This window comes from Acinetobacter sp. TR3, assembly GCF_027105055.1.
Lineage (GTDB): Bacteria > Pseudomonadota > Gammaproteobacteria > Pseudomonadales > Moraxellaceae > Acinetobacter.
Genome location: NZ_CP114264.1, coordinates 3,035,179 through 3,058,987, shown reverse-complemented (window position 1 = coordinate 3,058,987; position 23,809 = coordinate 3,035,179). Strand labels below are relative to the sequence as shown.

18 protein-coding genes, 2 tRNA genes and 2 pseudogenes are annotated in these 23,809 nt (G+C 40.1%); 14 read left to right on the top strand and 8 right to left on the bottom strand.

The genetic code is table 11. The annotated features are described in order from the left end of the window. Positions 1–72 precede the first annotated feature (72 nt). From O1449_RS14685 to O1449_RS14670, 4 genes are all read left to right on the top strand, one after another. Entirely contained in the window at positions 73–1,155 is a 1,083-nt protein-coding gene (locus tag O1449_RS14685; protein WP_269229377.1) for a DUF475 domain-containing protein, read from the top strand. 151 nt (positions 1,156–1,306) lie between these two features. Next, on the top strand, positions 1,307–2,671 hold the full coding sequence (locus O1449_RS14680; RefSeq protein WP_034602552.1) for an MFS transporter: 1,365 nt from the start codon (positions 1,307–1,309) through the stop codon (positions 2,669–2,671). Positions 2,672–2,722: 51 nt separating this feature from the next. Further along, positions 2,723–3,307 carry a single-stranded DNA-binding protein gene (ssb, locus tag O1449_RS14675; protein ID WP_269238680.1) on the top strand — a complete coding sequence of 195 codons (585 nt, stop codon included), beginning with the start codon at positions 2,723–2,725 and terminating at the stop codon, positions 3,305–3,307. A 480-nt stretch (positions 3,308–3,787) separates the two neighbouring features. Next, positions 3,788–5,230 carry an amino acid permease gene (locus O1449_RS14670; RefSeq protein ID WP_269229378.1) on the top strand — a complete coding sequence of 481 codons (1,443 nt, stop codon included), beginning with the start codon at positions 3,788–3,790 and terminating at the stop codon, positions 5,228–5,230. Positions 5,231–5,300: 70 nt separating this feature from the next. Here the strand turns inward: O1449_RS14670 and pdxR are convergent, their stop codons facing one another. Further along, positions 5,301–6,800 (bottom strand): MocR-like pyridoxine biosynthesis transcription factor PdxR, encoded by a 1,500-nt coding sequence (gene pdxR, locus O1449_RS14665; protein WP_269229379.1) that lies wholly within the window; start codon positions 6,798–6,800, stop codon positions 5,301–5,303. Positions 6,801–6,954: 154 nt separating this feature from the next. On the opposite strand from pdxR, the gene gabT reads away from it, so the two are divergent. Together gabT and O1449_RS14655 are read left to right on the top strand one after the other, a co-directional pair. Further along, positions 6,955–8,247, top strand: coding sequence for a 4-aminobutyrate--2-oxoglutarate transaminase (gene gabT, locus O1449_RS14660; RefSeq protein WP_269238679.1), 1,293 nt, complete (start codon positions 6,955–6,957; stop codon positions 8,245–8,247). Beyond that, a complete protein-coding gene (locus tag O1449_RS14655; protein WP_269229381.1) occupies positions 8,244–9,692 on the top strand; it encodes an NAD-dependent succinate-semialdehyde dehydrogenase in 1,449 nt (482 codons plus the stop codon). The genes gabT and O1449_RS14655 overlap by 4 nt, the downstream gene beginning before the upstream one ends. A 73-nt stretch (positions 9,693–9,765) precedes the next feature. Here O1449_RS14655 and O1449_RS14650 read toward each other — a convergent pair. After that, a pseudogene (locus tag O1449_RS14650) lies at positions 9,766–10,731 on the bottom strand (LysR substrate-binding domain-containing protein). A gap of 342 nt (positions 10,732–11,073) precedes the next feature. Here O1449_RS14650 and O1449_RS14645 point away from each other — a divergent pair. The 3 genes from O1449_RS14645 to O1449_RS14635 all read left to right on the top strand — a co-directional run bounded on the left by O1449_RS14645 (position 11,074) and on the right by O1449_RS14635 (position 14,486). After that, positions 11,074–11,934 carry a pirin family protein gene (locus O1449_RS14645; RefSeq protein WP_269238678.1) on the top strand — a complete coding sequence of 287 codons (861 nt, stop codon included), beginning with the start codon at positions 11,074–11,076 and terminating at the stop codon, positions 11,932–11,934. Positions 11,935–12,357: 423 nt separating this feature from the next. Then, on the top strand, positions 12,358–13,656 hold the full coding sequence (locus O1449_RS14640; protein WP_269238677.1) for an FAD-dependent oxidoreductase: 1,299 nt from the start codon (positions 12,358–12,360) through the stop codon (positions 13,654–13,656). A gap of 2 nt (positions 13,657–13,658) precedes the next feature. After that, positions 13,659–14,486, top strand: coding sequence for an SAM-dependent methyltransferase (locus tag O1449_RS14635; RefSeq protein ID WP_269238676.1), 828 nt, complete (start codon positions 13,659–13,661; stop codon positions 14,484–14,486). A 48-nt stretch (positions 14,487–14,534) separates the two neighbouring features. On the opposite strand, the gene O1449_RS14630 is transcribed toward O1449_RS14635, so the two are convergent. The 3 genes from O1449_RS14630 to O1449_RS14620 form a co-directional block, all read right to left on the bottom strand. After that, positions 14,535–14,610, bottom strand: a tRNA-Thr gene (locus tag O1449_RS14630). Between the two features lie 100 nt (positions 14,611–14,710). Continuing rightward, positions 14,711–15,037 (bottom strand): gamma-glutamylcyclotransferase family protein, encoded by a 327-nt coding sequence (locus O1449_RS14625; protein ID WP_269238675.1) that lies wholly within the window; start codon positions 15,035–15,037, stop codon positions 14,711–14,713. Between the two features lie 335 nt (positions 15,038–15,372). After that, positions 15,373–15,462, bottom strand: a tRNA-Ser gene (locus tag O1449_RS14620). Positions 15,463–15,584: 122 nt separating this feature from the next. On the opposite strand from O1449_RS14620, the gene O1449_RS14615 reads away from it, so the two are divergent. The 3 genes from O1449_RS14615 to O1449_RS14605 all read left to right on the top strand — a co-directional run bounded on the left by O1449_RS14615 (position 15,585) and on the right by O1449_RS14605 (position 19,015). Further along, a complete protein-coding gene (locus O1449_RS14615; RefSeq protein ID WP_269238674.1) occupies positions 15,585–17,462 on the top strand; it encodes a potassium transporter Kup in 1,878 nt (625 codons plus the stop codon). 163 nt (positions 17,463–17,625) lie between these two features. Beyond that, positions 17,626–18,699, top strand: coding sequence for a DNA/RNA non-specific endonuclease (locus O1449_RS14610; protein ID WP_269238673.1), 1,074 nt, complete (start codon positions 17,626–17,628; stop codon positions 18,697–18,699). Between the two features lie 73 nt (positions 18,700–18,772). Next, entirely contained in the window at positions 18,773–19,015 is a 243-nt protein-coding gene (locus tag O1449_RS14605; RefSeq protein ID WP_269229403.1) for a hypothetical protein, read from the top strand. A 43-nt stretch (positions 19,016–19,058) separates the two neighbouring features. Here the strand turns inward: O1449_RS14605 and aqpZ are convergent. Then, positions 19,059–19,684: pseudogene (gene aqpZ, locus O1449_RS14600) on the bottom strand (aquaporin Z). 213 nt (positions 19,685–19,897) lie between these two features. Then, a complete protein-coding gene (locus O1449_RS14595) occupies positions 19,898–20,905 on the bottom strand; it encodes an AraC family transcriptional regulator (RefSeq protein WP_269229404.1) in 1,008 nt (335 codons plus the stop codon). A 115-nt stretch (positions 20,906–21,020) separates the two neighbouring features. Between O1449_RS14595 and O1449_RS14590 the strand changes: the two genes are divergently transcribed. Beyond that, the gene (locus tag O1449_RS14590) at positions 21,021–21,665 is read left to right on the top strand and encodes a sterol desaturase family protein (RefSeq protein WP_269229405.1); all 645 of its coding nucleotides are present in this window, start codon (positions 21,021–21,023) and stop codon (positions 21,663–21,665) included. Between the two features lie 324 nt (positions 21,666–21,989). On the opposite strand, the gene hisF is transcribed toward O1449_RS14590, so the two are convergent. Then, positions 21,990–22,748, bottom strand: a complete 759-nt coding sequence (gene hisF / locus O1449_RS14585) for an imidazole glycerol phosphate synthase subunit HisF (RefSeq protein WP_004659983.1) — start codon at positions 22,746–22,748, stop codon at positions 21,990–21,992. Positions 22,749–22,849: 101 nt separating this feature from the next. Here hisF and O1449_RS14580 point away from each other — a divergent pair, with 101 nt between their 5' ends. After that, positions 22,850–23,806 (top strand): homoserine kinase, encoded by a 957-nt coding sequence (locus O1449_RS14580; RefSeq protein ID WP_269238672.1) that lies wholly within the window; start codon positions 22,850–22,852, stop codon positions 23,804–23,806. The last annotated feature ends 3 nt before the right edge of the window (positions 23,807–23,809 follow it).

Genomic DNA, 23,809 nt, shown 5'->3' with positions numbered 1-23,809 from the left:
TATTTTCTAGTGCAAACTCACCTACAATAGGCGCATTTTTATCACCCAACGATTTCACATAAAAGGCTGTTCATGAAGCATTTTCGTTTTTCTATATTCTTTACGGTAGTGTGCTTAGCACTATCTGCCTATTGGGGCTACACGCATGGTCCTGAAGCAGGCGTAGCTACGATGCTTAAAGCATTGACGATTACTGCGATCTTGGCAGTAATGGAAGTTTCGCTATCTTTTGATAATGCTGTGGTAAATGCTTCAGTATTACGTAATTGGGATCATTTCTGGAAAATGATTTTCTTAACGGTGGGTATCTTGATCGCTGTATTTGGTATGCGTTTGATTTTCCCTGTAGTCATCGTTGCAGTTACAGCAGATATGGGGATGGTCGAAGTCGCTAAAATGGCATTGAACGATCCAAAGAGCTATTCAGAACGCTTAATGGCACATCATGCTGAAATTTCAGCGTTTGGTGGCACATTCTTATTGCTCGTATTCTTAAATTTCTTCTTCGATGATGGTAAAGAAACACATTGGTTTAAGTGGTTAGAAGCAAAATTGGCAAATTTAGCCAGTGTACCGGCGATGTCAGTTTTCCTTGCCTTGATTGCCATGATTATTATGGCAGCCAATGTTGACGAATCTATTCGCTTAGCGGTGACAATGGCAGGTATTTGGGGCATTGTGGTCTATATTGGCGTGCAAGTTCTCAGTCACTTATTGGGTGGTGAGCCAGAGATTGATGAAAATGGTAATGCGGTTACGCATGATGCAAATGGGGCTGCTTCAGGTGTCGTGAAAGCTGGATTTGGTGGTTTTTTATATCTTGAAGTCTTAGATGCATCGTTCAGTTTTGATGGTGTGATCGGTGCATTCGCGATTACCAGTGATGTTGTCATTATCATGTTAGGCCTTGCGATTGGCGCAATGTTTGTCCGTTCAATGACAATTTATTTGGTGGAAAAAGGCACGTTGGATGCTTATATTTTCCTTGAGCATGGCGCGCACTATGCAATTGGTGCTTTGGCATTCATTATGATCGCAAGTGGTACAGGTTTACATGTACCTGAAGTTGTAACAGGCCTGATCGGGGTTGCCTTTATCGTTTGGGCTGTGATCGCATCTATTCAATATAGCAAGCGAGAACAGCAAGCTTCTTAAGCTTATTTTCAGCTAAGTGGTATATTTTAAATAAAGGAGCACGATTTGCTCCTTTATTTTTTCTCCTAAAGATTGTGTTTTTCATAATCTACTTACAACCTTGTTAAGCGAATCGCTTATAATTCGCTAAGCCAGTTATAGTGTCTTATCAATAATGAATGCTTTAGAACGCCGTTCAACTTTTGCCTTAAGCAGCATTTTTGCCTTACGCATGTTGGGTTTGTTCATGATTATTCCTGTCTTTTCAGTGGCAGGACAATCTTATCAATATGCCACGCCTGCCCTCATTGGTTTAGCTGTAGGGGTCTATGGTTTAACACAAGCAATTTTGCAGATTCCGTTTAGCTTGTTGGCTGATCGTTTTAGTCGTAAACCATTGGTTGTACTGGGTTTACTCTTATTTGCGATTGGTGGTGCGATAGCAGGTTTATCTGACACAATTTATGGTGTGATTATTGGTCGTGCGATTGCAGGTGCAGGTGCAGTTTCAGCCGTAGTCATGGCTTTACTGGCTGATGTGACTCGTGAAGAACAGCGGACCAAAGCCATGGCAGCGATGGGGATGAGTATTGGCTTGTCTTTCGTAGTGGCATTTAGTTTAGGGCCTTGGCTCACTAGCTTGGTCGGTATTTCTGGACTATTTTTCGTGACAACGATTATGGGATTGGCTGCGATCTTGATGTTATTGCTCGTGCCTAAAGTCACACGACATCATCGCAATTTCCAACAAGGTTATTTATCACAGTTGAAACAAGTCATTCAAATGGGCGATTTGAATCGCTTACATGTCTCTGTTTTTTCTCTGCACTTATTGCTCACGGCAATGTTTATTTATATTCCTTCTCAGTTGATTGAATATGCACAAATTCCACTGGCAAAACATGGTTTGATTTATTTGCCATTATTGGTGCTGAGTCTGTTCTTTGCTTTCCCAAGTATTATTATTGCTGAAAAATATCGCAAAATGCGTGGTATTTTCTTGTCAGCAATTGCTGGAATTATTGTGGGTTTACTGATTCTTATTTTTGGTTATGAATCGAAATATGTATTGCTCGCAGGGCTTGGTATTTTCTTTATCGCCTTCAATGTCATGGAAGCGTTATTGCCATCTTGGTTATCGAAAGTTGCACCTATTCAATCTAAAGCAACTGCGATGGGAATAAATGCCAGTAGCCAATTCTTAGGTGCTTTTTTTGGTGGTACTTTGGGTGGACAGCTTCTGATGTTACAGAATACTGCACTTGGCTGGAGTGTCCTCTCTGGGATTGCTATACTTTGGTTGTTGGTCAGTTTTGGGCTGGCTCAACCTCGATATTTGTCTTCAATTGTGTTGCCTCTACCTCAAATGACACAAACGGATGAATGGACTTCAAAATTGTTGGCAATTCGTGGTATTGAAGAAGTCGTGGTGATGCCTGAACAACAAGTTGCTTATATTAAAGTCGATAAACAGTGTATAGATGATGCTGGACGACAAGATTTAACGCACTTGATTGGCAAAGAGGTAGCCATTTAAACATAACTCTTATAAAGTAAAACATAGAAATATATAGGATGAAGACAGCTAATGCGTGGTGTGAATAAAGTTATTTTAGTAGGTACTTTGGGTAAAGATCCTGAAACCAAAACTTTTCCAAATGGTGGATCCCTGACTCAATTTTCGATTGCAACAAGTGAGTCTTGGACAGATAAGAATACAGGCGAGCGTAAAGAACAAACAGAATGGCATCGTATTGTGTTACACAACCGTTTAGGCGAAATTGCACAGCAATATTTGCGTAAAGGTTCAAAAGTTTATATCGAAGGTTCATTACGTACTCGTCAATGGACAGATCAAAACGGTCAAGAGCGTTACAGTACTGAAATTCGTGGCGATCAAATGCAAATGTTAGATACGCGTCAACAAAGCGAACAAGGCGGCGGTGACTTTAATCAACCACGTTTTAATAACAACAATAACCAAGGTGGTGGTTACCAAAATACGGGTTATAACAACAACCAAAATGGTTATGGTCAGGGCGGAGGTTTTGCTGGCGGTAATCAAGGTAATTATGCTGGTAGTCCACAAGCAGGAAATGGTTTTAATACACCAAAATCAGCACCTCAGCCTGTGACTGCTCCTGCTGATTTAGATGATGATTTACCGTTCTAACTTGTACAATATTTAGTTGGTTGGTTTAGGCTATAAAAAAGCCCTGTCTTAAAATTAAGATGGGGCTTTTTTAATGGTTTCTAGAAAAAAAATTGGGTCGCAGTCTGCAAGAACCTTTCAATGAATGAGTAAAAAATAAATCATAGTTTTTATTTAAGTGTTTGATTTGTATTTTATTCAACAAATAATAAATACAGAATTTTTAAATATGGAGTTTTCTTTTAAAAGTAAAGTTCTCCATTTTTGTGCATATTTTTTTCAATTGGCTCTCTCTTTTATTATAAAAATGGCTCTCGTTTCTTCAGAGCCAAAACGACAAATTAAAGCTATAGGAAGTATGCATACGGAAGCGTCGCTTGAGCTATATTTCTTTCATGATGAGAGATGGATTGAGTGACAAAATTTTTAGGAGATATTCAAACAATATCGAGCATTTGAAGTCTTGAGTTGTTTATATCTTCATAGGTTAAGGAAAATGATATGGCAGCACATCAACATGGTTCTGAAGCCAATCTCTCCCAAAATTTAAAACATGGACTTCAATCACGCCATCTCACCATGATTTCAATTGCAGGTGTGATCGGTGGTTCTTTATTCGTCGGTTCAGGCAGCATTATTTACAACACAGGACCAGTGGTGTTTCTCACTTATGCTTTAGGTGGTTTACTGGTTTGGTTCATTATGCGCATGTTAGGTGAAATGGCGGTTTTAAATCCTGACAGTGGTTCATTTTCAACTTATGCCGATCGTGCGATTGGTCGTTGGGCAGGTTTTTCCATCGGTTGGTTATATTGGTGTACCTTAGCAATGCTGATGGGATGGGAAGCCTATGTGGCTGGAAAAATTTTAAATAGCTGGTTTCCGTTTATTCCCATTTGGGCCTACATGGTGCTGGTGATTGTTGGATTAGTCGCTGTAAATTTACAAAACGTAAAAAATTATGGTGAGTTTGAATTTTGGTTTGCACTCATTAAAGTGATTGCGATTGTGATATTCCTTGTGATCGGTAGTTTAGCCATCATGCACTTATGGCCATGGGGAGATGTATCTGCTTCTGGTGTCAGTAATTTAACTGCGCAAGGCTTTATGCCCAATGGTGCATCATCCGTGATTACGGCGTTACTTGGAGTCATGTTTGCTTATATCGGGGCGGAGATTGTCACGGTCGCGGCGGCAGAGTCTGAAAATCCTTCTAAAGAAATTCGTAAAGCCTCTAACTCAGTGGTGTGGCGGATTGTACTGTTTTACGTCGGTTCAATGTTTGTTGCTGTTTGTTTGATTCCACATAATAACGAATTATTAAAAGACTCAACTTGGGGAACCTATAGTGTGACCTTAAATGCACTGGGTATTCCAGAAGCGCGTCATATCGTTAACTTCGTGGTTTTAACTTCAGTATGTAGCTGTTTTAACTCAGCATTGTATACTTGTTCTCGTATGTTATTTTCATTGTCAAAACGCGGTGATGCACCGAAAAGTTTTGGTTCGGTAAATAGTAAGAGCAGCCCTTGGGTTGGGGTGATTGTGTCGTGCTTTTTCTCAGTGGTTGCTGTGATTTTAACGGCTACGGAAAGTATGAATGTCTACGACTTTTTCATGTTAACTACAGGTGCAGCAACACTGTATGTGTATTTGACCATTGCATATTCTCAGCTGCGTATGCGTAAAAAGCTTGAAGCAGAAGGCACGCCTATTGAGTTTAAAATGTGGTTGTTCCCTTATATAACTTATTTGGTGATCTTTGCGATCATCGGTGCAATTCTCACCATGTTGATTGAAGGCACTTATTTCAAAGAAGTCATCTACACTACAGCACTGTTTGGGATTATCGTATTCTTTGGTTTTGTCTCGCAAAAATTGCGTTGGGGAGAAGAGCGTCGAGCCTCTCACTTAAGCCAAATACATGAAGAAAAATTAGTTTAATTTTTGAAAATAAAAGAGCCTCTTTATTATAGAGGCTCTTTTTTATTTAAGATTTAGAGTTGATTGATGATTAATTGAGTGTGGGAACTTTCGCTTCTCGTAAGCATTGTAATAACACACCAAATGCCATCACCATATCTTTTTCATTGACACAAGCAAAGCCCATGAGCAAACCGCGTTGGGCATGTGCATGCGATTGCATAAAGTATTGAGAAAGTGGACGTACTTTGACGCCACGTTCCAGTGCAGTTGCCGCGATAGCAACATCATCACAATGATCTGGTAATTTTAAAACTAAATGTAAACCGGCCGCCTCATCGTATTCATGAATAAACTCAGATCCAAGATAACGTTGAATTAAGCTGACCAAATAATCCCGACGTTTGCCATACAGTAAGCGCATACGTCGAATATGTGCTTCGTAATGACCTTCACGAATAAATTCAGCGAGCGCTTTTTGCTCGAGCAAATGTCCACCACGATAAAGTTCAGCGGCAACGATACGTAAAGGGGAGAACAGAGGTTTAGGTACAACTAAATAACCAATGCGTAAGGATGGATAAATCGTTTTGCTAAAAGTACCCATGTAGAGCACAGGTGCATTGCTCTCTAAGCCTTGTAGTGAAGGATAAGGCTGACCTGAAAAACGAAATTCACTGTCATAATCATCTTCCACAATCCAGCTATTGTGCTGACGTGCAATCTGGATGAGTTGTCTACGTCGATCTAAACTTAAATGTGAACCCAATGGATATTGGTGAGATGGGGTCACAAAAATTAATTTAGGGGGCTGTTTGGGCTGTTGTTCAGGAATAATACCTTCCGCATCTACGGGCATGGGTTGAATGTGTACGCCATTAATTCGCAACGTGTTCCGCATTCCCCAATAAGCCGGATCTTCAATCCAAACGTGATCACCAATATCGCTGAGTGCGCGAGATACTAAATCAATCGCTTGATGAATGCCCTCAGTAATAATGATTTGGTCTGCATCACATTGCACTGAACGAGCAACACGTAAATAATCAGCCAAGGCACTACGTAGTTCAATGCAGCCACCTGCATTACTATAAATAAGTCGATTGACATCAGGTTCGCGACTTAAACGCGCTTGTATACGACTAAAAATATGATGAGGGAATTCGGTTACATCAGGTGCACCAGGTACAAAGGCTCCCCATTGATGCGGTGATGCAGCAGCATAACCCAATAAGTTTGAGCCGCGTTGTGATAGCACGTATGAGCTTTGAACTTTTGTCAGCTCAGGAGCTTTCTTTTTATTCTTGGTATTTAAGAAACTCTCAGGCAGTTTTTCTGCCACCCATGTGCCATGCCCTGTCCGCGCTTCTAAATAACCTTCAGCTTGTAATTGTTCATACGCCGTTAAAACGGTATTTCGTGAGACGTGAATTTCGCTGGCCAAATCCCGCGAAGCAGGCAACCGTGTCATCGGTTGAACCACGCCATCAATAATGGCAGCGCGTAAACAGCGAAAAAGGCGCTGATGTAGTTTTCCCTCAGTGTCTTGTTGGAGTCTTTGTAGCAAATGATCTCCAAGTAAACTACGCAATTGGCTCTCTCCTAGACTTTAAAAATGGCTCTCGTCACTTGCCTTCAGACGAGCGAAATTACAGCTATAGGCAGTCATTGTATCGCATCCTAAAAATCGACCCTTAGGATGTAAGACTAAAGCTGTAACTGATGATGAAATATGAGGGAATAAAATGGACACTCAACATTCTGCACTTAATGTTCGTAAACAGCAAGCAACCCCACGTGGCGTAGGTGTGATGTGTCAGTGGTATGCAGAAAAAGCCGAAAATGCAACCATTTGGGACAAGGAAGGCAAGCAATATATCGATTTTGCAGGTGGTATTGCAGTACTCAATACAGGGCATCGTCATCCGAAAGTGATCGCTGCGGTAACAGAGCAACTGACGAAATTTACCCATACGGCTTATCAAGTGACACCTTATGAAAGTTATGTGGCTTTGGCTGAACGTATCAATCAGCGTGCACCAATTGAAGGTGCAGCCAAAACAGCATTTTTCACCACAGGTGCAGAAGCAGTTGAAAATGCAGTGAAGATTGCACGTTCATATACAGGTCGTCACGGCATCATTACTTTTGGTAACGGTTTCCATGGTCGCTCATTTATGACGATGGCAATGACAGGTAAAACGGCACCCTACAAACGTGATTTTGGTGTAATGCCAGCAGGCGTATTCCATGCACGTTATCCAGTGCCAGAAAAAGGCATCTCGGTTGCAGCAGCGATTGATAGCGTTGAAGATATTTTTAGCGAAGATATTGCGCCACATGATGTTGCGGCAATTGTACTTGAACCTGTACAAGGTGAAGGTGGTTTCAACATTGTACCTGTTGAGTTTTTAAAACGCTTACGTGCGCTGTGTGATAAGCATGGTATTTTATTGATCGCAGATGAAGTGCAGTCTGGTTTTGCCCGTACAGGTCAATTATTCGCCATGGATCATTATGAAACCAAGGTTGATCTGATCACGATGGCGAAAAGCTTGGGTGGTGGCTTCCCGATCTCTGGTGTAGTGGGGCGTGCGGAAGTGATGGATGCGCCAAATCCAGGCGGTTTAGGAGGTACCTATGCAGGTAGCCCAATCGCGGTTGCTGCTGCGCATGCGGTAATTGATGCAATTGAAGAAGAAAACTTGTGTGAGCGTGCCAACGAGCTGGGTGCAGAGTTGGTTACTGTTTTAAAAGAAATCCAAGATACTTCCAGTGAAGTTGTTACTCAAATTCGTGCTTTGGGTTCGATGGTCGCTGCCGAGCTAGAAACAGCTGAACAAGCAAAAGCTGTACAAAGTTTTGCTATGGAACATGGTTTATTGATTCTCACTTGTGGTAAATACGGTAATGTCATTCGTTTCCTATATCCGTTAACCATTCCTGCTGAGCAATTCCGTCAAGGTCTTGATATTTTAAAACAAGGTTTTGCAGCATTAACAGCAGACAGTGCACAAGCAGTGGAGCAATCTGCATGATTCAAAACAATTTGCAGTATTTATTACAGCACCCCGATATTTCACTAGCTGCACCAGCTGCGCATAACGATATCGAAGTGAAAGATGCTGCGACAGGTGAAACACTGGCATGGGTGAAAAGTTATGATCGTGCTGGTGTTGAAGCCGCTATTCATCGTTCAGCCCAAGCGCAAGCTGCATGGAAAAAGCAAACCGCTTTAGTTCGTGCTGATGTGCTGTTGGCATGGTATCAATTGATGCTTGAGCATAAAGAAAATCTCGCTCAGATTTTAACTGCCGAGCAAGGTAAACCGTTGGCTGAAGCCCGTGGTGAGATTGGTTATGCCGCTTCATTCATTCGTTGGTTTGCAGAACAAGCTCGTCGTATTGATGGTGAGGTATTAACACCAACATTGCCAAATCAACGTTTGCTTGTGATTAAACAAGCAATTGGGGTAACTGCTGCAATAACGCCGTGGAATTTCCCTGCGGCGATGATCACACGCAAAGCTGCACCAGCAATTGCTGCGGGTTGTTCGATGTTGGTCAAACCAGCTGAACAAACACCTTTAACTGCATACGCACTGGAAGTGTTGGCTCTAAAAGCAGGTTTGCCTGCTGATATCTTGTTAAATATCAGTGGTGATGCGATTGAAGTTGGCAAAACACTGTGCGAGAGCGATATTGTACGTAAGTTAAGCTTTACAGGTTCAACCCAAGTGGGGCGCATTTTAATGCAGCAATGTGCGCCAACCATTAAGAAACTATCGCTCGAATTGGGTGGTAATGCACCTGTGTTGGTGTTTGATGATGCCAATCTCGATCAAGCCGTTCAGGGCATTATGGCGAGCAAATATCGCAATAGTGGTCAGACTTGTGTCTGTGCGAATCGAATTTATGTACAAGATGGTATTTATGATGCTTTGGCAGATCGTTTAGTCGAAGCTGTGTCTAAGCTACAAGTCGGTGATGGTCGTCAGGAAGCATCAACCCAAGGTCCATTGATTGATGAAGATGCAATTGCCAAAGTTCAGTCACATATTGCTGATGCGACTGCAAAAGGCGCGACAGTACGTATTGGTGGTCAGCGTTCAGCATTAGGTGGTACTTTCTTTGAACCAACAGTACTCACCAATGTTACTCAAGACATGAAAGTGTCGAAAGAGGAAACCTTTGGCCCACTTGCGCCGTTATTCCGTTTCAAAACTGAAGATGACGCAGTGGCAATGGCAAATGACACTGAATTTGGTTTGGCGGCTTATGTGTTTACTCAAAGCGCAGCTCGTCAATGGCGAGTGGGTGAAGCGCTTGAATACGGCATGGTTGGAATTAACACGGGAGCAATCTCAAATGAAGTTGCGCCGTTCGGCGGCGTTAAACAATCTGGTCTAGGTCGTGAAGGTTCTAAGTTTGGTATCGATGAATATCTCGAAATGAAGTACTTGTGTATGGATTTATCTGAGTAAATCTTGGGTAATTGAACACCCAAATCTGTTTAATAAAAAACGATCATGCCCATTCATGATCGTTTTTTATTTGTTAGGTCGGGCTATAGCCGTGATGACTTTCAGGCAAACGTCTTAAATTTTCAATCAGCATTTCAAGCAATTTTTCAACCACAAGACGTTGTCCTTTACGGGATGCGTATACCAATTGGACGGTGCCCCGATTTGATTTTCATTCGGGCAGGATATGGATAAGGTGCCCTTTTTGAATATCAGCCTGAACGGTTAAATAAGGCAGGTCTGCGATACCTAAACCATCACGAACCGCATAATAAACGCCTGCCAAATCATTGCTTCGAATCCTCGGTGAATAGGCAACATCAACAGTTTCATCATGATTTATATTGCATAAATGCCAATGATATTGGTTTTTTTGAGTTCCTAAAGCTACACTTGGATAACCTGATAATTCAGAGTAGTGTGTGATTTGTTTACCCTGTAAAAGTTCAGGTGCAGCGACCAAACAATGTTCAGTTTGAATCACATCTCGTATGATTAAACTAGAATCTTCGTTGGGTTCAAAACTGGTACGTATTGCAATATCAATATCATCATGTAAAACGTCAACACGACGGCTAGTCAGCTCTAAAGAAATTTCAACTTTTGGATAATCTTTTAAAAATTGATTCAGTAATTTTCTGATTTGAAAATGCATCATGAGGGGAGGACAACTGATTTTAACCAGACCTTGTGGTTCACTTTTTTGTTTTAATAAAACATTTTCAGCACATTCAACTTGAGCAATCACTTTACAACATTCTTCATAAAACTCTTGCCCTAATGCGGTCACTTTAAAATGACGTGTTGTTCGTTGAATGAGACTGAGATTAAACTTTGTTTCAAGCTCAATAATACGACGGCTCAATTTAGATTTACTGATATTTTCAGCTTCACTGGCAGCACTAAAACCGCCGTGTTTAACCACGAGATAGAAATAATGAAAATCATCAAATGAATTAATCAAGGTGGGGCGAGTCCTATCACTATGCAAAATTAGAATAGCATTAACGTTCCTAATCTGTAGATGTGGTTTATCTTTTCGAGGTATTTTGCCGCACTGTTCATCAAGTTGCGATAAGCAGGAGTGTTCTTGATCATGACGTCGTTTGAAGTGTTGTTTTAAATGATGCTAATCAAAATATTCAGATATCAGCAGTACAAAAAATGAGATGAACAATATTTAAAATAGGATGATGAATGAAAATATGAATTTCAAATACCGATAAACGATAAATTGTCCTATTTATAGAATAATGTGTTGCCAATCCATTTCTATAAGCTCTAATCACTGAAGCGTAAAATGAATCCCAAGAAAAGAATTTCCTGAATAGGAGAAACTAAAATGAAGAAAATTCTTGGGATCTATCAAAATAAACATATGCATTGGGTGGGTGATGGTTTCCCAGTGTACAACTTGTTTTCCTATGATCGTTTGGGACAAATGATTAGCCCATTTCTACTGCTAGATTATGCTGCACCTTACTGCTTTGAGCCGACTACTGCTCAACAAGGGGTGGGTACACATCCGCATCGCGGTTTTGAGACAGTGACGATTGCTTATCAGGGCGAAGTGACACATCAAGATTCAAGTGGCGGTGGTGGCACAATTAAAGCAGGTGATGTGCAATGGATGACGGCTGGAGGTGGAGTCCTACACCAAGAATTTCATTCCCCTGAATTTGCGCATCAAGGTGGTTTATTTGAAATGGTGCAATTATGGGTGAATTTGCCAGCTCATTCGAAAATGACGCCTGCAAAATACCAAGCCATTGAAGCCGCTCAAATTCAAAGCATCAGCTTAGATGATGTTGGTAGTGAGTTACGTATCATCGCAGGGCAATACCAAGAGAGAGTGGGCGCAGCAACCACGTTTAGCCCTGTCAATGTTTGGGATGGTAAAATTGTGGTAGGTCAAGCGCACACGTTTTATGTGACCGAAGGACATACCACATTGTTGGTGGTACTTTCTGGTGAGGTGATTTTAAATGATGCTCAACACATTGAAGCACCAAGCTTGGTTGTACTGAGCCGTGAAGAAATTGATTTTACGATCAAGGCTGAGCAAGACAGTAAATTCTTGATTTTAACGGGTCAACCTTTGAATGAACCGATTGAAGGTTATGGGCCATTTGTGATGAACAATAAGGCTGAAATCATGGATGCGATCAATGATTTTAATCATGGCAAATTTGGCAGCATGTAAAGCTCAATTTTCCTTATATACAGACATATAAGAAAGCCCATAACTCCTTTAAAGTTATGGGCTTTCGCTATAAGGCTCTCTATTGATTATTTTAATATTAGGTCACTTATTATTGTACAGTTTGTTACGTGACTCGATTCTGATTATTGTTTAATCACAATAGCGCTAAATTTCAGCTTTGCAAAGCCCCTGAGATCGTAAAAATGATGAAATAAAGAATGTTCTGTCTACCACCCTTGAATAAGTGAACATTATCATTAAGTTAAGAGAAAAATAGAAATCATGCTAAAATGTAACAAGAAATGACCGATGTTGCTAAGACAAAAGTCTAGCTTAAATGCAGAATCTGGTATTTTTTAATACCGTGTTTAAGTTAACTATCAGTCATAATCAAGAAAAATCATCAACTGATGGGACATAATTTTGGATATTGCAATAATCGGCAGTGGAATGGCGGGACTTGCCTCAGCCAGAATCCTACATGATGCAGGGCATAAAGTGACAATATTCGAAGCACTCGCAGGGCGAGGCATGGATAGTCACAGTATTGACTTTGATGGTGGCATAATTGATGCGCCATTACGTGTGATGAATCCCAAGCTTTGGAAAAATACGCTAAGCCTAGCAAGTTACTTAGGCATAGAAACTTTTCCAGTACGCACATTTATGGCCTGTAGTTGGCTATTTGAAGATAAAACAGATACTTGGTTGACTACTTCTCGTAGCCGTATTGGTAATTTCCCAATTATTAATAACCGTAAAGGCATACAGCAATATGGTTGGCGTTTAGTCAAAGGCATGTTGCAATTAAAAACCGCCGTACATCAATTTTTCAAATCAGAGAATCAAGACATCACCTTAGCCGAATTCATGAATCAATATCATATTGAAGAAGTGTTTTGGCATGGGACGGTGATGCCCGTTCTTTATACGATTTGTACATGTCATCCAAAAACGATTGGTGAGTGGCCAGCCAAGCCCCTATTAGAATTTATTCGCCAACTCACAGAAGGTGAAGCCTTATTAAGAATGAAAGGTGGAACACCTGCTTTAGTAAATCGTTTAATTGAGGGTATTACAATCCATAGTGGTTCACCTGTTCATAAAGTTGAGGAACAAGGCGATAAAATTTTGGTAGAAAATGGACAAGGTGAGAGCCAATTATTCGATCGAGTCGTGATCGCAACACCAACGCCTGTGATTGAAAATTTCTTGAAGCAACCACAATTTGCAGATGATCTCGCACTATTGAAAAAGTTCCGTTTTGAACAAGGTGATTTGGTTATTCACACCGATTCAATCGTAATGCCACAACGCCGCAAAGATTGGGCTGTATTAAGTTATATGATGGATCGGAATTTTAGTCGCCAGCAATTTACCGTGTGGATTAATTCGATCGAACCAAGCTTGGTTGGAAAAAATGCCGTATTCCAAACATGGTGTCCTGTAATTGATATTGACCCTAAGAAAATTATTTCTAAAGTACATCTCACGCGGGCGGTTGTTGATTCAGAAACGGTTGCGTTGAATAAACAAATCCAGCAACGCCATTTAGACTTAAATCGTAAAGTGTTCTATTGCGGTTCATGGTCATGTGATGGTTTGCCAATTTTAGAGTCAGCAGTCACTTCTGCAATGCATATTTCTGAAATCTTAGGCGCACCACTACCTTTCGTTGGGCTTAAACCAAAAGTTACAGTTGCACCTGAACTCGGTTATTAAATATGGCTTACTTCAAGCAAAGATTGATTGAGAAAGTTTTCGGACATAAATATGCAATAGATGCAAAACGTCTTGGAGATGATTCTCTACTTGCTTGGAGTAATTTAGGCTATTGGCAAGACCAGCATCATGATTATCCACAGGCTTGCCAAAGTCTAGCTGATCAAATCGCTGTTTCTGTTCAACTCAAAAAAGACGATAAAGTTTTAGATATTGGTTGTGGGCAAGGTGCGAGTCTATTGCACTGGCTTAAACAGTATCAAATTGAACAGTTAAGTGCAGTTGAATTACAAGCGGATTGCGTCAAACGAATTCAAAAACAACTCCCGCAAGTTCAAATTTACTGTGAAAATTTTTTGAATTTAAACCAACAGCATTTTTTAAATTCATTTGATGTGATTGTCTGTATTGATGCGGCTTATCACAGTGATTTGAATTCATTTCTCAATTCGACATCTTTGGTTTTGAATTCAAAAGGTCGAATCGCATTTCATTATTTGATGTGGTCAGATGCTTGGCAAGAGTGTTCGAATTTAAAAAAGCAACAATATCGTTATTTGCTCAAAAGTGCTGATGTGAATTGGCAAAATTTAATGGATGAACAACAACTGACACAAAAGCTTATACAAAAAGGATTTACCGAGATTGAAATTCAGGATTTTTCCAAACCTGTTTTAAATGGTTTTGCTGTCTATATTGAAAATAAGAGAAAAGAAAGGAAAGATTTTGACTTAGCACAATTAAAAATTGATGTGACAGCAAAGTTATGTAGAAAACTCTATCAAGATGGTTTAGTACGTTATATTCAGGTCAACGCAGTTAAAAATTAGACAATAAAAAAGACTTAATCTTTAAAATTAAGCCTTTTTTGAATTTGATGGTGCCGGCACACGGATTCGAACTGTGGACCTACTGATTACAAGTCAGTTGCTCTACCAACTGAGCTATGCCGGCAACGTGGCGAGAATTTTACAGAATCTATTTAAAAAAACAAGCGAAAAAATGAGCAATTAGGTGGATTTAATTCGATTGTGGGATTTTTATCCATTTTTATTTAAGTATTTAGTGCATATACATAAGAATCAATCACTTCACCTGTACTTAAATACGCTTTAACAGGGACGCGTTGATAGCCTGCACCTTCAAATTCATCGAGTTCTTGCCAATTTTGTTCTAAATTGTCTGAGAAAAAGACAAAGCCAGAGACTTGATGTTCGCTTTGATCCAACACAATCCCCGGAAACCCGAGTTCTGCACCCCAACCTTGTTCTTTTAGTTTGCCAAATACATGTGCTTCTGCCCAAGTACCACCAATTTTTTCCATAATATGAGCGTTGGGACGATTTGGTCCTAACGTACCGTAAACAAATAAACTAAGCATAAAGAAATGTATAAATTAAAAAGGGTGGTTTAGCAAATAGGATAAATCAAGAATGGGGACTTTTTATTTCATGATTTTTTGATCAAAAATCATTTAAAAATTTGAATTGGATTTTTAAATATATGTCTTTTGATGTCGCCATCTGTACCATTTCAGCAGTTTCCGTAGAAATTTGGGGGTAAAAAAAATAGGGGTAAATTATTTTACTCCTAGTTATACCCCCAACTATCTCAGGATTCAATAGTATTTCTTGGAAAGCATAAGGCAATAAAAAAAGCTTAAACCCTTTGGATTTAAGCTTTTCATACATCTTCGGATGTCGTCTGAAATAATCTTGGCGGTGAGAGAGGGATTCGAACCCTCGATACGCGCAAACGTATACACACTTTCCAGGCGTGCTCCTTAAGCCACTCGGACACCTCACCAAGGTGTGCGATAGTAACTAAAAAAAAGCAGACTGCCAAGTTGTAGTCGAACAGATTTGCAGAAAAACTTCTTGGCTAATGATAATATTAAAGAATATAACGTTCTATATTGAAGACAATATATGCAAAGTACTGCAAAAAAAGCAGCCTTACCTGCCACTGCATTGGCAGCATTAGGGGTGGTGTTTGGAGACATTGGAACCAGTCCTCTGTACGCTTTGAAAGAATCTTTCCATGCTGCACATGGTTTAGGAATTCAACCTGAAAATGTATTAGGAATCTTGTCGATTATTTTTTGGTGTTTAATGCTGATTATTAGTATTAAATACATCGCGATTGTTATGCGTGCGGATAACAATGGTGAAGGTGGAATCATGGCTCTACTTGCTTTGAATCTACGCAAAGCAAAAATATCCGACAGTAAAAAGATTTATTTAATTGCGATTGGTTTTGTTGGGGCATCGCTATTTTTTGGTGACGGTATTATTACGCCTGCAATCTCAGTACTTTCCGCTGTTGAAGGCCTATCAATTGCCACCAATGTACTTGATCCGTTTATTGTGCCAATTGCAATTGTGATTGTAACGACATTATTTTTAATGCAAAAACACGGAACAGCGTTTGTTGGTAAATTCTTTGGACCAATTACGCTACTCTGGTTCTTGTCATTGGGGATCTTGGGTGTCATTAGCGTCGTACAAACACCAATCGTACTCGGTATGGTTAGTCCTCATTGGGCAATTCAGTTTATTTTCACTCATCCTGTACAAGCATTTTTTATTATGGGTGCTGTTGTTTTAACGGTCACAGGTGGTGAAGCTTTATATGCAGATATGGGGCATTTTGGACCGCGTCCAATTCGTTTCGGTTGGTTTAGTGTCGTTTTGCCTTGCCTTGTATTAAATTATGCTGGACAAGGTGCGCTGTTACTTCGTAACCCTTCGGCTATTGAAAATCCATTCTATTTACTAGTCCCAGGTTGGGCTTTGTACCCAATGATTATCTTGGCAACGATGGCAGCTGTGATTGCATCACAGGCTGTTATTTCTGGGGTTTTTTCATTAGCACGTCAAGCAATCCAATTGGGTTATTTACCACGTTTAGGCATTAAACATACTTCTGATTCTGAAGAAGGACAAATTTATGTACCATTTCTGAATTGGTTATTGCTGATCGCGATTGTCATCTTAATTTTAATTTTTAAAACCAGCTCAAATCTTGCGAGTGCTTATGGTTTGGCTGTGACTTTAACCATGTTATGTGACACGATTTTGGTTGCTGTTTTTGTATACTATGCATGGAAATGGAGTTTACCAAAAGTTATGTTTTTGATTATTCCATTTTTTATTTTAGAGTCGGTTTTAGTAGCAGCAGCATCATTAAAAATGTTCTCAGGTGGTTGGGTACCGTTATTGATCGGTGCAGTCGCGGTTATGATCTTGATGACGTGGAAGCGTGGGCGCGAACTGACGTTTGCCAAGCTTGAGCATGACACCTTATCACTCGATTTATTTGTTAAAAGTATTGGAGATAATGTTCATCGAGTACCGGGTGATGCTGTATTCTTAACGGGTACACCGAATGTTGTTCCACATGCGATGCTACATAATATCAAGCACAATAAAGTACTACATGAGCGCAATATTTTAGTAACGGTCGTGATTGAGGATGTTCCATTTGTTCCTCAAGAAGAACGAATCAGTGTCGAAACTTTAAATGCGCATTTTTATCGCATTAAAATCTTCTATGGTTTTAAAGATGAGCCAAATGTGCCAAAAGCATTGACTCAAGCCTATGAAGAATTAGAGTTTGAATACGATCTTATGCAGATAAGCTTCTTTATCTCACGTGACCGTATTGTGCATACAGTGGGTGATGGGATGTCGCCGTGGCGTGAAAAACTATTTATTTCGATGCAGCGGAATACCAGCCCTGTCAGCGATTTCTACCAAATCCCAACCAACCGTGTTGTGGAGTTGGGGAGTCAGATTGAAATTTAAATAACAGACAGCGATTCAAAATGGCACTTTAGAGTGCCATTTTTATTATCTGGTGATCAAGTGAACAGTTTTGCGACATAAAGTGTCGTTCTTCGCTTTATCTGAATATACACGTGAGTCTAGAATTGCTAAGCTTCGCGCTCATATTGATTTTGATATAGCTATGGCGAAGAAAACAACTAGAAAGAGTGAAGCACCATTTGCTTTTTTGAGCCAAAATGTTGGAAAGATTGTGCTCGCTTTGATCGCGACGGGAAGTTTTGCGATTGCTTTTGGCAATGAAAAAATTAGTAAATTAATGCCTACAGCATCTAGTCATGATGCTTGTTTACAACAGTTTTATCGAGATGTTCCTCCTTTACTTACAAAAGAAAGTCTAAAAAAAGATAGTTATGCTTTGTGCTTCAATGATTTTAATGTGATGTATTCAGGTATTTCAAAAACACCATTGTGGTCAGCGGAATATCTGACGCCTGAGCGTTTAAGTGTCAAAATTAAACGTGAAGACAGTTTCCATGAGGAAACACGGGTACAGCTTGCGCATCGTGCATTGTTAGCGGACTATCGTGGTTCTGGGTACGATCGTGGGCATATGGCGCCGAATGGCGATATGAATAACACTGCGGCACAACATGATAGCTTTTCTTTAGCCAATATGGTGCCGCAATCACCGAAGAATAATCAGGAAGTTTGGCGTAAACTCGAAGAAGCAGTACGCTCTATTGTGACTAAACAGCATAAAGATGCCTATGTCGTGACTGGACCAATTTTTGAAGCGAAGCGCTTAAAAACCATTGGTAGTGGTGTGATTGTACCGACTGCTGTATATAAGGCAGTGTATTTACCTAAACAGGGGATTATTGGTGCGTACTATGCACCAAATAATGATTCATTACAGGTTAAAGTGGTGAGCATCTGTTATTTAGAAGAAAAGTTAGGAATTAATTTATTTCCACAACTCACAGAACAACAAAAGCGTAATGTTTATCAATTGCCTACATCGGCACAACAAGTTAAAGCCAATAAAGAAATTAGCTATGTGAGTTGGGATAGACAAAGTCAATGTGCTGAAGAAGCAACCACGGCAAGTATTCAAGCGCAACAGCAGCAATTTTCTTCAGGGCAATCACAACCGATTGAAAGTAAGTTACCGCAAGTAGATGAAGAAGCCAAACATGCTTTAATCAAGCAATTAATTGAAGCATTGGTTCAGTTTTTTTTACAATTATTGCGATAATATCGCAGCTATCCTAAAGTGATTATGCTTAACTCAAATAGGCTAAAACAGAAAAGAACAATGAGAGGAAAAGATGTTTAAACCTTTTGAACAAGGCGATCAGTCTTCGGCAATTTATGATCTGACTTTGGAAAATCAAGTGGACTGTGTCAGTTTATATGGCAACTTACAAATTACCAAAGATCAAGCAGGTTTAAAGGCAGCGAAAGCTTTACAAAGTTTTATCAACGAAGTGGTCATTGTGTTAGAAGCAGAGAGCTTGCCTGAACAGATTGAGCGTAAGCCAGAACAAGAAATTGAAAATCCATTTTTATAAAAAACAGCCTCTTGAAAAGGCTGTTTTTTATGGGAATGTGAGCTTAGCTTTTCTCGTTGCCGACCACTTTATAAATAAGCGCCCCAATGATTGCCCCAATAATAGGTGCAACCCAGAATAACCATAATTGGCTCAGTGCCGCAGTTTCAGCAAAAAGGCAACACCTGTACTACGTGCTGGGTTTACTGAGGTATTGGTTACAGGGATACTAATTAAGTGAATCAATGTTAATGCTAAACCGATAGCAATCGGTGCGAAACCAGCAGGCGCACAACGATCTGTTGATCCTAAAATCACAATCAGGAAAAATGCAGTCAGTACCGCTGCAATTAAAAAAGCGGAGATTAAAGAAAAATGGTTAGGTGATAAATCCCCATAGCCATTACTTGCAAAGCCTGTTTGACCTTGCACAATAATGTAAAGTACCAAGGCTGCGATTGTTCCATCAATCAATTGAGAAATAATATAAGGCGCTAAATCTTTTGCTTCTAAACGTCCACCTACCCATAAGCCTACACTGACAGCAGGGTTAAAGTGACCCCCTGAAATATGACCAAATGCATAAGCACCCGTTAAAACAGTTAGACCAAAAGCAAGTGCCACAGCTAAGAAGCCGATCCCAAGTTCTGGAAATGCAGCGGCAAGCACAGCACTACCACCAAAAACCAGCTAAAAAGTCCCGAGAAATTCTGCTAAATATTTGTTTATTGTTACTACCCGATTCATTATAAGAATAAAAAAGTATGCATCCAAGAATTTATTATGGATATGTGTAAGTCTTTTGAAAAATTGTGAATTAACTCAAACAGATACATAAGCTCTTATATAAATGTTGTGGAAAAAATGATCTGTTTTGAAACCTTTAGTGTGTCTTTAGTTTTATTAAGAATTGTAAGTAATGTTGTTGTTTCGCCATTGTTGTGGTGTTTGGTTGGTCCAAATTTTAAATGCACGTTGAAAAGCACTTTGTTCCGAATAGCAAAGTAGCAAGGCAATTTCTTGTAGGCTCAGATGCGGATCTTTTAAGTATTCAGTTGCCAACATAAAGCGAATTTGTTGTACCCGTTCCTGAAAGGTGGTGTTTTGCTGTTGTAAGTGGCGTTGTAATTGTCTTACCGATAATCCTAATTTTTCGGCAATAAAATCGATTTGATATTGGTTTTTCTGTAATCCTGTCAAAATGGCATGTTGCAGACGTTGATCGAGTTGAGTGGAATTGGGAAGCTTATCTAATAAAGCTTGAGCTTGTTGTAGCAACAATTGCTGTAAAGTGTGATCGCCTGTTCGAAGTGGCTTAAAGGCTTCGGTAACAGGTAGAAGTAGCTGAGTTTTAGGCTGATCAAAACGGACTTTACAACGGAAATATTGCTCATAAACCGTAATGTTTTTCGGTGCGGTATTCACAAAATGCACTTCGTGTAGATTGATATCTTCACCTGACATAAATAACTTAAGGAATTGCACCATCAGCGCAATTGCAATTTCATCTGTTAATTGGGTTGGATAGGGTTCTGGAGCTTCCCAGCGGATTGATGCGTAGGGTGGGTTAAATTCAACGACGAGAGGGCTGCCATCATAAATTAAGCGATGAAAATCATGATAACGCGCCAATGCTTCGCCCAAGTTTTCACATGATAGTGCGAGGTAAGCAATAATTCCTAAATGTTTAGGTTGTACATGCTCTGCAATTTCTAAGCCTAAACCTGTCTTGGGATTTAAACGATTAAGGTCTTCAAGTAGGTCTCGCCAAATCACATAATCAAAGCGTTCCAGATTTTGAACTTGTTGTAATTGTTCAGGAACAGCAATATGTTGTGCTTCACAATAGGCTTTTAATAAATGCCCTAATCCGCCATAAACAGAGCCTGTATAGTTCTTGAGTTGGGACATCCTGTCTACTCCTTATTCTGTCGTGTTTTGTCAATATAAATATATCGTATCGTCAATACTTCGCCTACAAAAATTTATATCTTTAATAAAAATAAGGAAACATTTGGAGAAAACTATGATTAAGGGTTTTATTGCAGGTTTGGCCGTTGCAAATGCATTTGAATGGTTTGCTCATAAGTATATTTTGCACGGTGTACATCGTCCGGGTCAGCCACGTTACAGTCCTGTACCAAAAAGTATGGAATCGCATTGGGCACATCATCGTGAAGTTCGTAAGCAAGAGTTTTCTGATGATTGTTATGTTGAAGGTTTGGACAGCTGGCGTACACGTAATGAATTAATGTCACTTGCTGTTGTGGCAGGTGTTGCCAGTGTGGCGTTTTATCCTTTTTCAAAAGGGATGTCGTTGGCAGCAGTTTATAGTGCAGGCAATTATTATTATGTACATCGCCGTGCGCATCTTGAACCTGATTGGGCAAAGCGTACTATTCCTTGGCATTACGATCATCATATGAATTCGAATCAAGATGCGAACTGGTGTGTAACGCGACCATGGTTTGATTATGTCATGGGCACACGCGTGGTTTCATCTGCTGATTTAAAAGAAGCCAATCCACTCGGTCTACCGTTACCTGCGCCACTTTCAAAAGCATTGACCCAAGCGATCGAGTCGTTTTTTCCCGCGAAATGGGTCGAGCAAAAACCAAAGTTAGTGACGTCACCTGTAGCCGATGTGGAGCAACAAGAATCAGTTGCTTAGTGGAAAATGCGAAGTGTGACAATAAAGCACCAAGATTTTGACGAATCACGACAATATTTCAGTTGTTCATGTCGTGAATTGTCAATAAAATCTGTTTTTAATGTCAATATTTTTGTCCAGTTTATGGCTATTTTAATTCAAGCATTTGAAATGCATAGAATTTGCCAAAATGACAAAATTCACAGTTACCCTCTAGCGTTGTATAAACGCAGTTTCCATGCCTTGCTCCGCAAGGTATTTTTTTGTCTGATGAAATGTTGAGTGAATAAAAAAACCTCTCAAACGATGATTTTGAGAGGTTGGTTTTTTGAGTAATACTCGCGTTTAAAGACGCATTTCAATCCCTTGCTCAGCCAAATATTGTTTAGCCTCGGGAATGGTATGTTGACCAAAATGGAAAATAGAGGCAGCCAGTACCGCATCTGCGCCACCTTTCAAAATCCCGTCAGCCAAATGTTGTAAATTGCCCACGCCACCTGATGCAATGGTCGGAATATTGACACGATCATTGATCTGACGCATCAAGGCAATGTCATAACCTGCTTTAGTTCCATCGGCATCCATACTGGTAATCAGCAACTCACCTGCACCGAAGTCAGCCATTTTCACAGCCCATTCAATCGCATCAATTCCTGTCGGCTTACGACCACCGTGAGTGAAAATTTCCCACTTGTTTTCGCCAGTTTTTTTTGCATCAATTGCGACCACAATACATTGTGCGCCAAAACGTTGCGAAGCTTCTTGAACAAACTCAGGCGTAAATACTGCTGCTGAGTTGATACTGACTTTGTCTGCACCTGCATTTAGTAATAAACGAATATCTTCAACTTTACGGACACCACCACCTACAGTTAACGGTACAAATACGCTTTCTGCCATACGTTCTACCGTGCGGTAAGTCGTATCACGTCCATGATGGGTAGCAGTAATATCTAAAAAGGTAATTTCATCGGCGCCTTGTTCGTTATAGCGACGTGCGACTTCGACAGGGTCACCTGCGTCACGAATATCAAGGAATTGAACGCCTTTGACGACTCGACCATTATCAACATCTAAGCAAGGGATAATACGTTTTGCGAGCATAAAATTTTCCAAAAAATCGCCAATAAAGAAAGGGGTGCTACACCTTCATGGAGGGAACAGGTATTCTATCAAACTTCACAGCTATTTTTTGCAGGTTTTCCATGTCGGTTTATACCCCGTTGAGTTTAGAAGAAGTTCAAGCATTCGCTGAGCCTTATGGTTTAGCGGTAATTGGCCTGATTCCAATCCAAGGCGGTATTCAAAACACCAATTATTTTTTGGTGGATCAATCACAGAAACACTATGTTTTAACGGTTTTTGAAGAATTAGATGCTGAGGGGGCAGGTGAACTGGTACCTGTACTGGATTGTTTGGGTAAGGCAGGCGTACCTGTGGCGGTGCCCTTAAAATACAATGGGCAGGCAATTCATAGCATTGCAGATAAACCTGCCCAGATTGCACCTCGTTTGATGGGGGAACATCCTGAAGAAGCCAGTATTAAACAAATACAGGCGATTGCTCAAGCGCAGGCAAAATTGCATTTGGCTTTGCAGGACTTTCCTTTGGAACGTGATTTTAATCGCAATCATCAATATTGGTCTGAAGTAGCAAACCAATTACGTCCTCAATTGATTCAAGCAGATCAAGAACTTTTAAATCAGGTCTTTCACTTATTTACAGTGATTACGCAAGCATATCCAAACCGACCAACAGGCTTTATTCATTCTGATTTATTTCGGGATAATACCTTATTTGAGGGTGAACAATTACAAGGCATTCTTGATTTTTATGAACTCAATCAAGATGAGTGGCTGTTTGATATTGCGATTAGTATCAATGACTTCTGTACAGCTTATCCGCAAGCCCATTTGGATATAGAAAAAGCTGAGGCATTCTTAGGTGCTTATCAAAGCATTCGTCCACTGACACAAGATGAATTGGCTTGTCTGGATATTTTCCTAGCGATGGCTGCTTGTCGTTTTTGGAGTATGCGTTTACAGGTCGCACAGAAAAATGCAGCAGAAGGGCGCACAGGTGAAGATATTTCACAAAAAGACCCTATGGAAATGCGCATGATGTTACAAAACCGTTTACAACAAGTTTTAGGTTTAGGGTAGGAA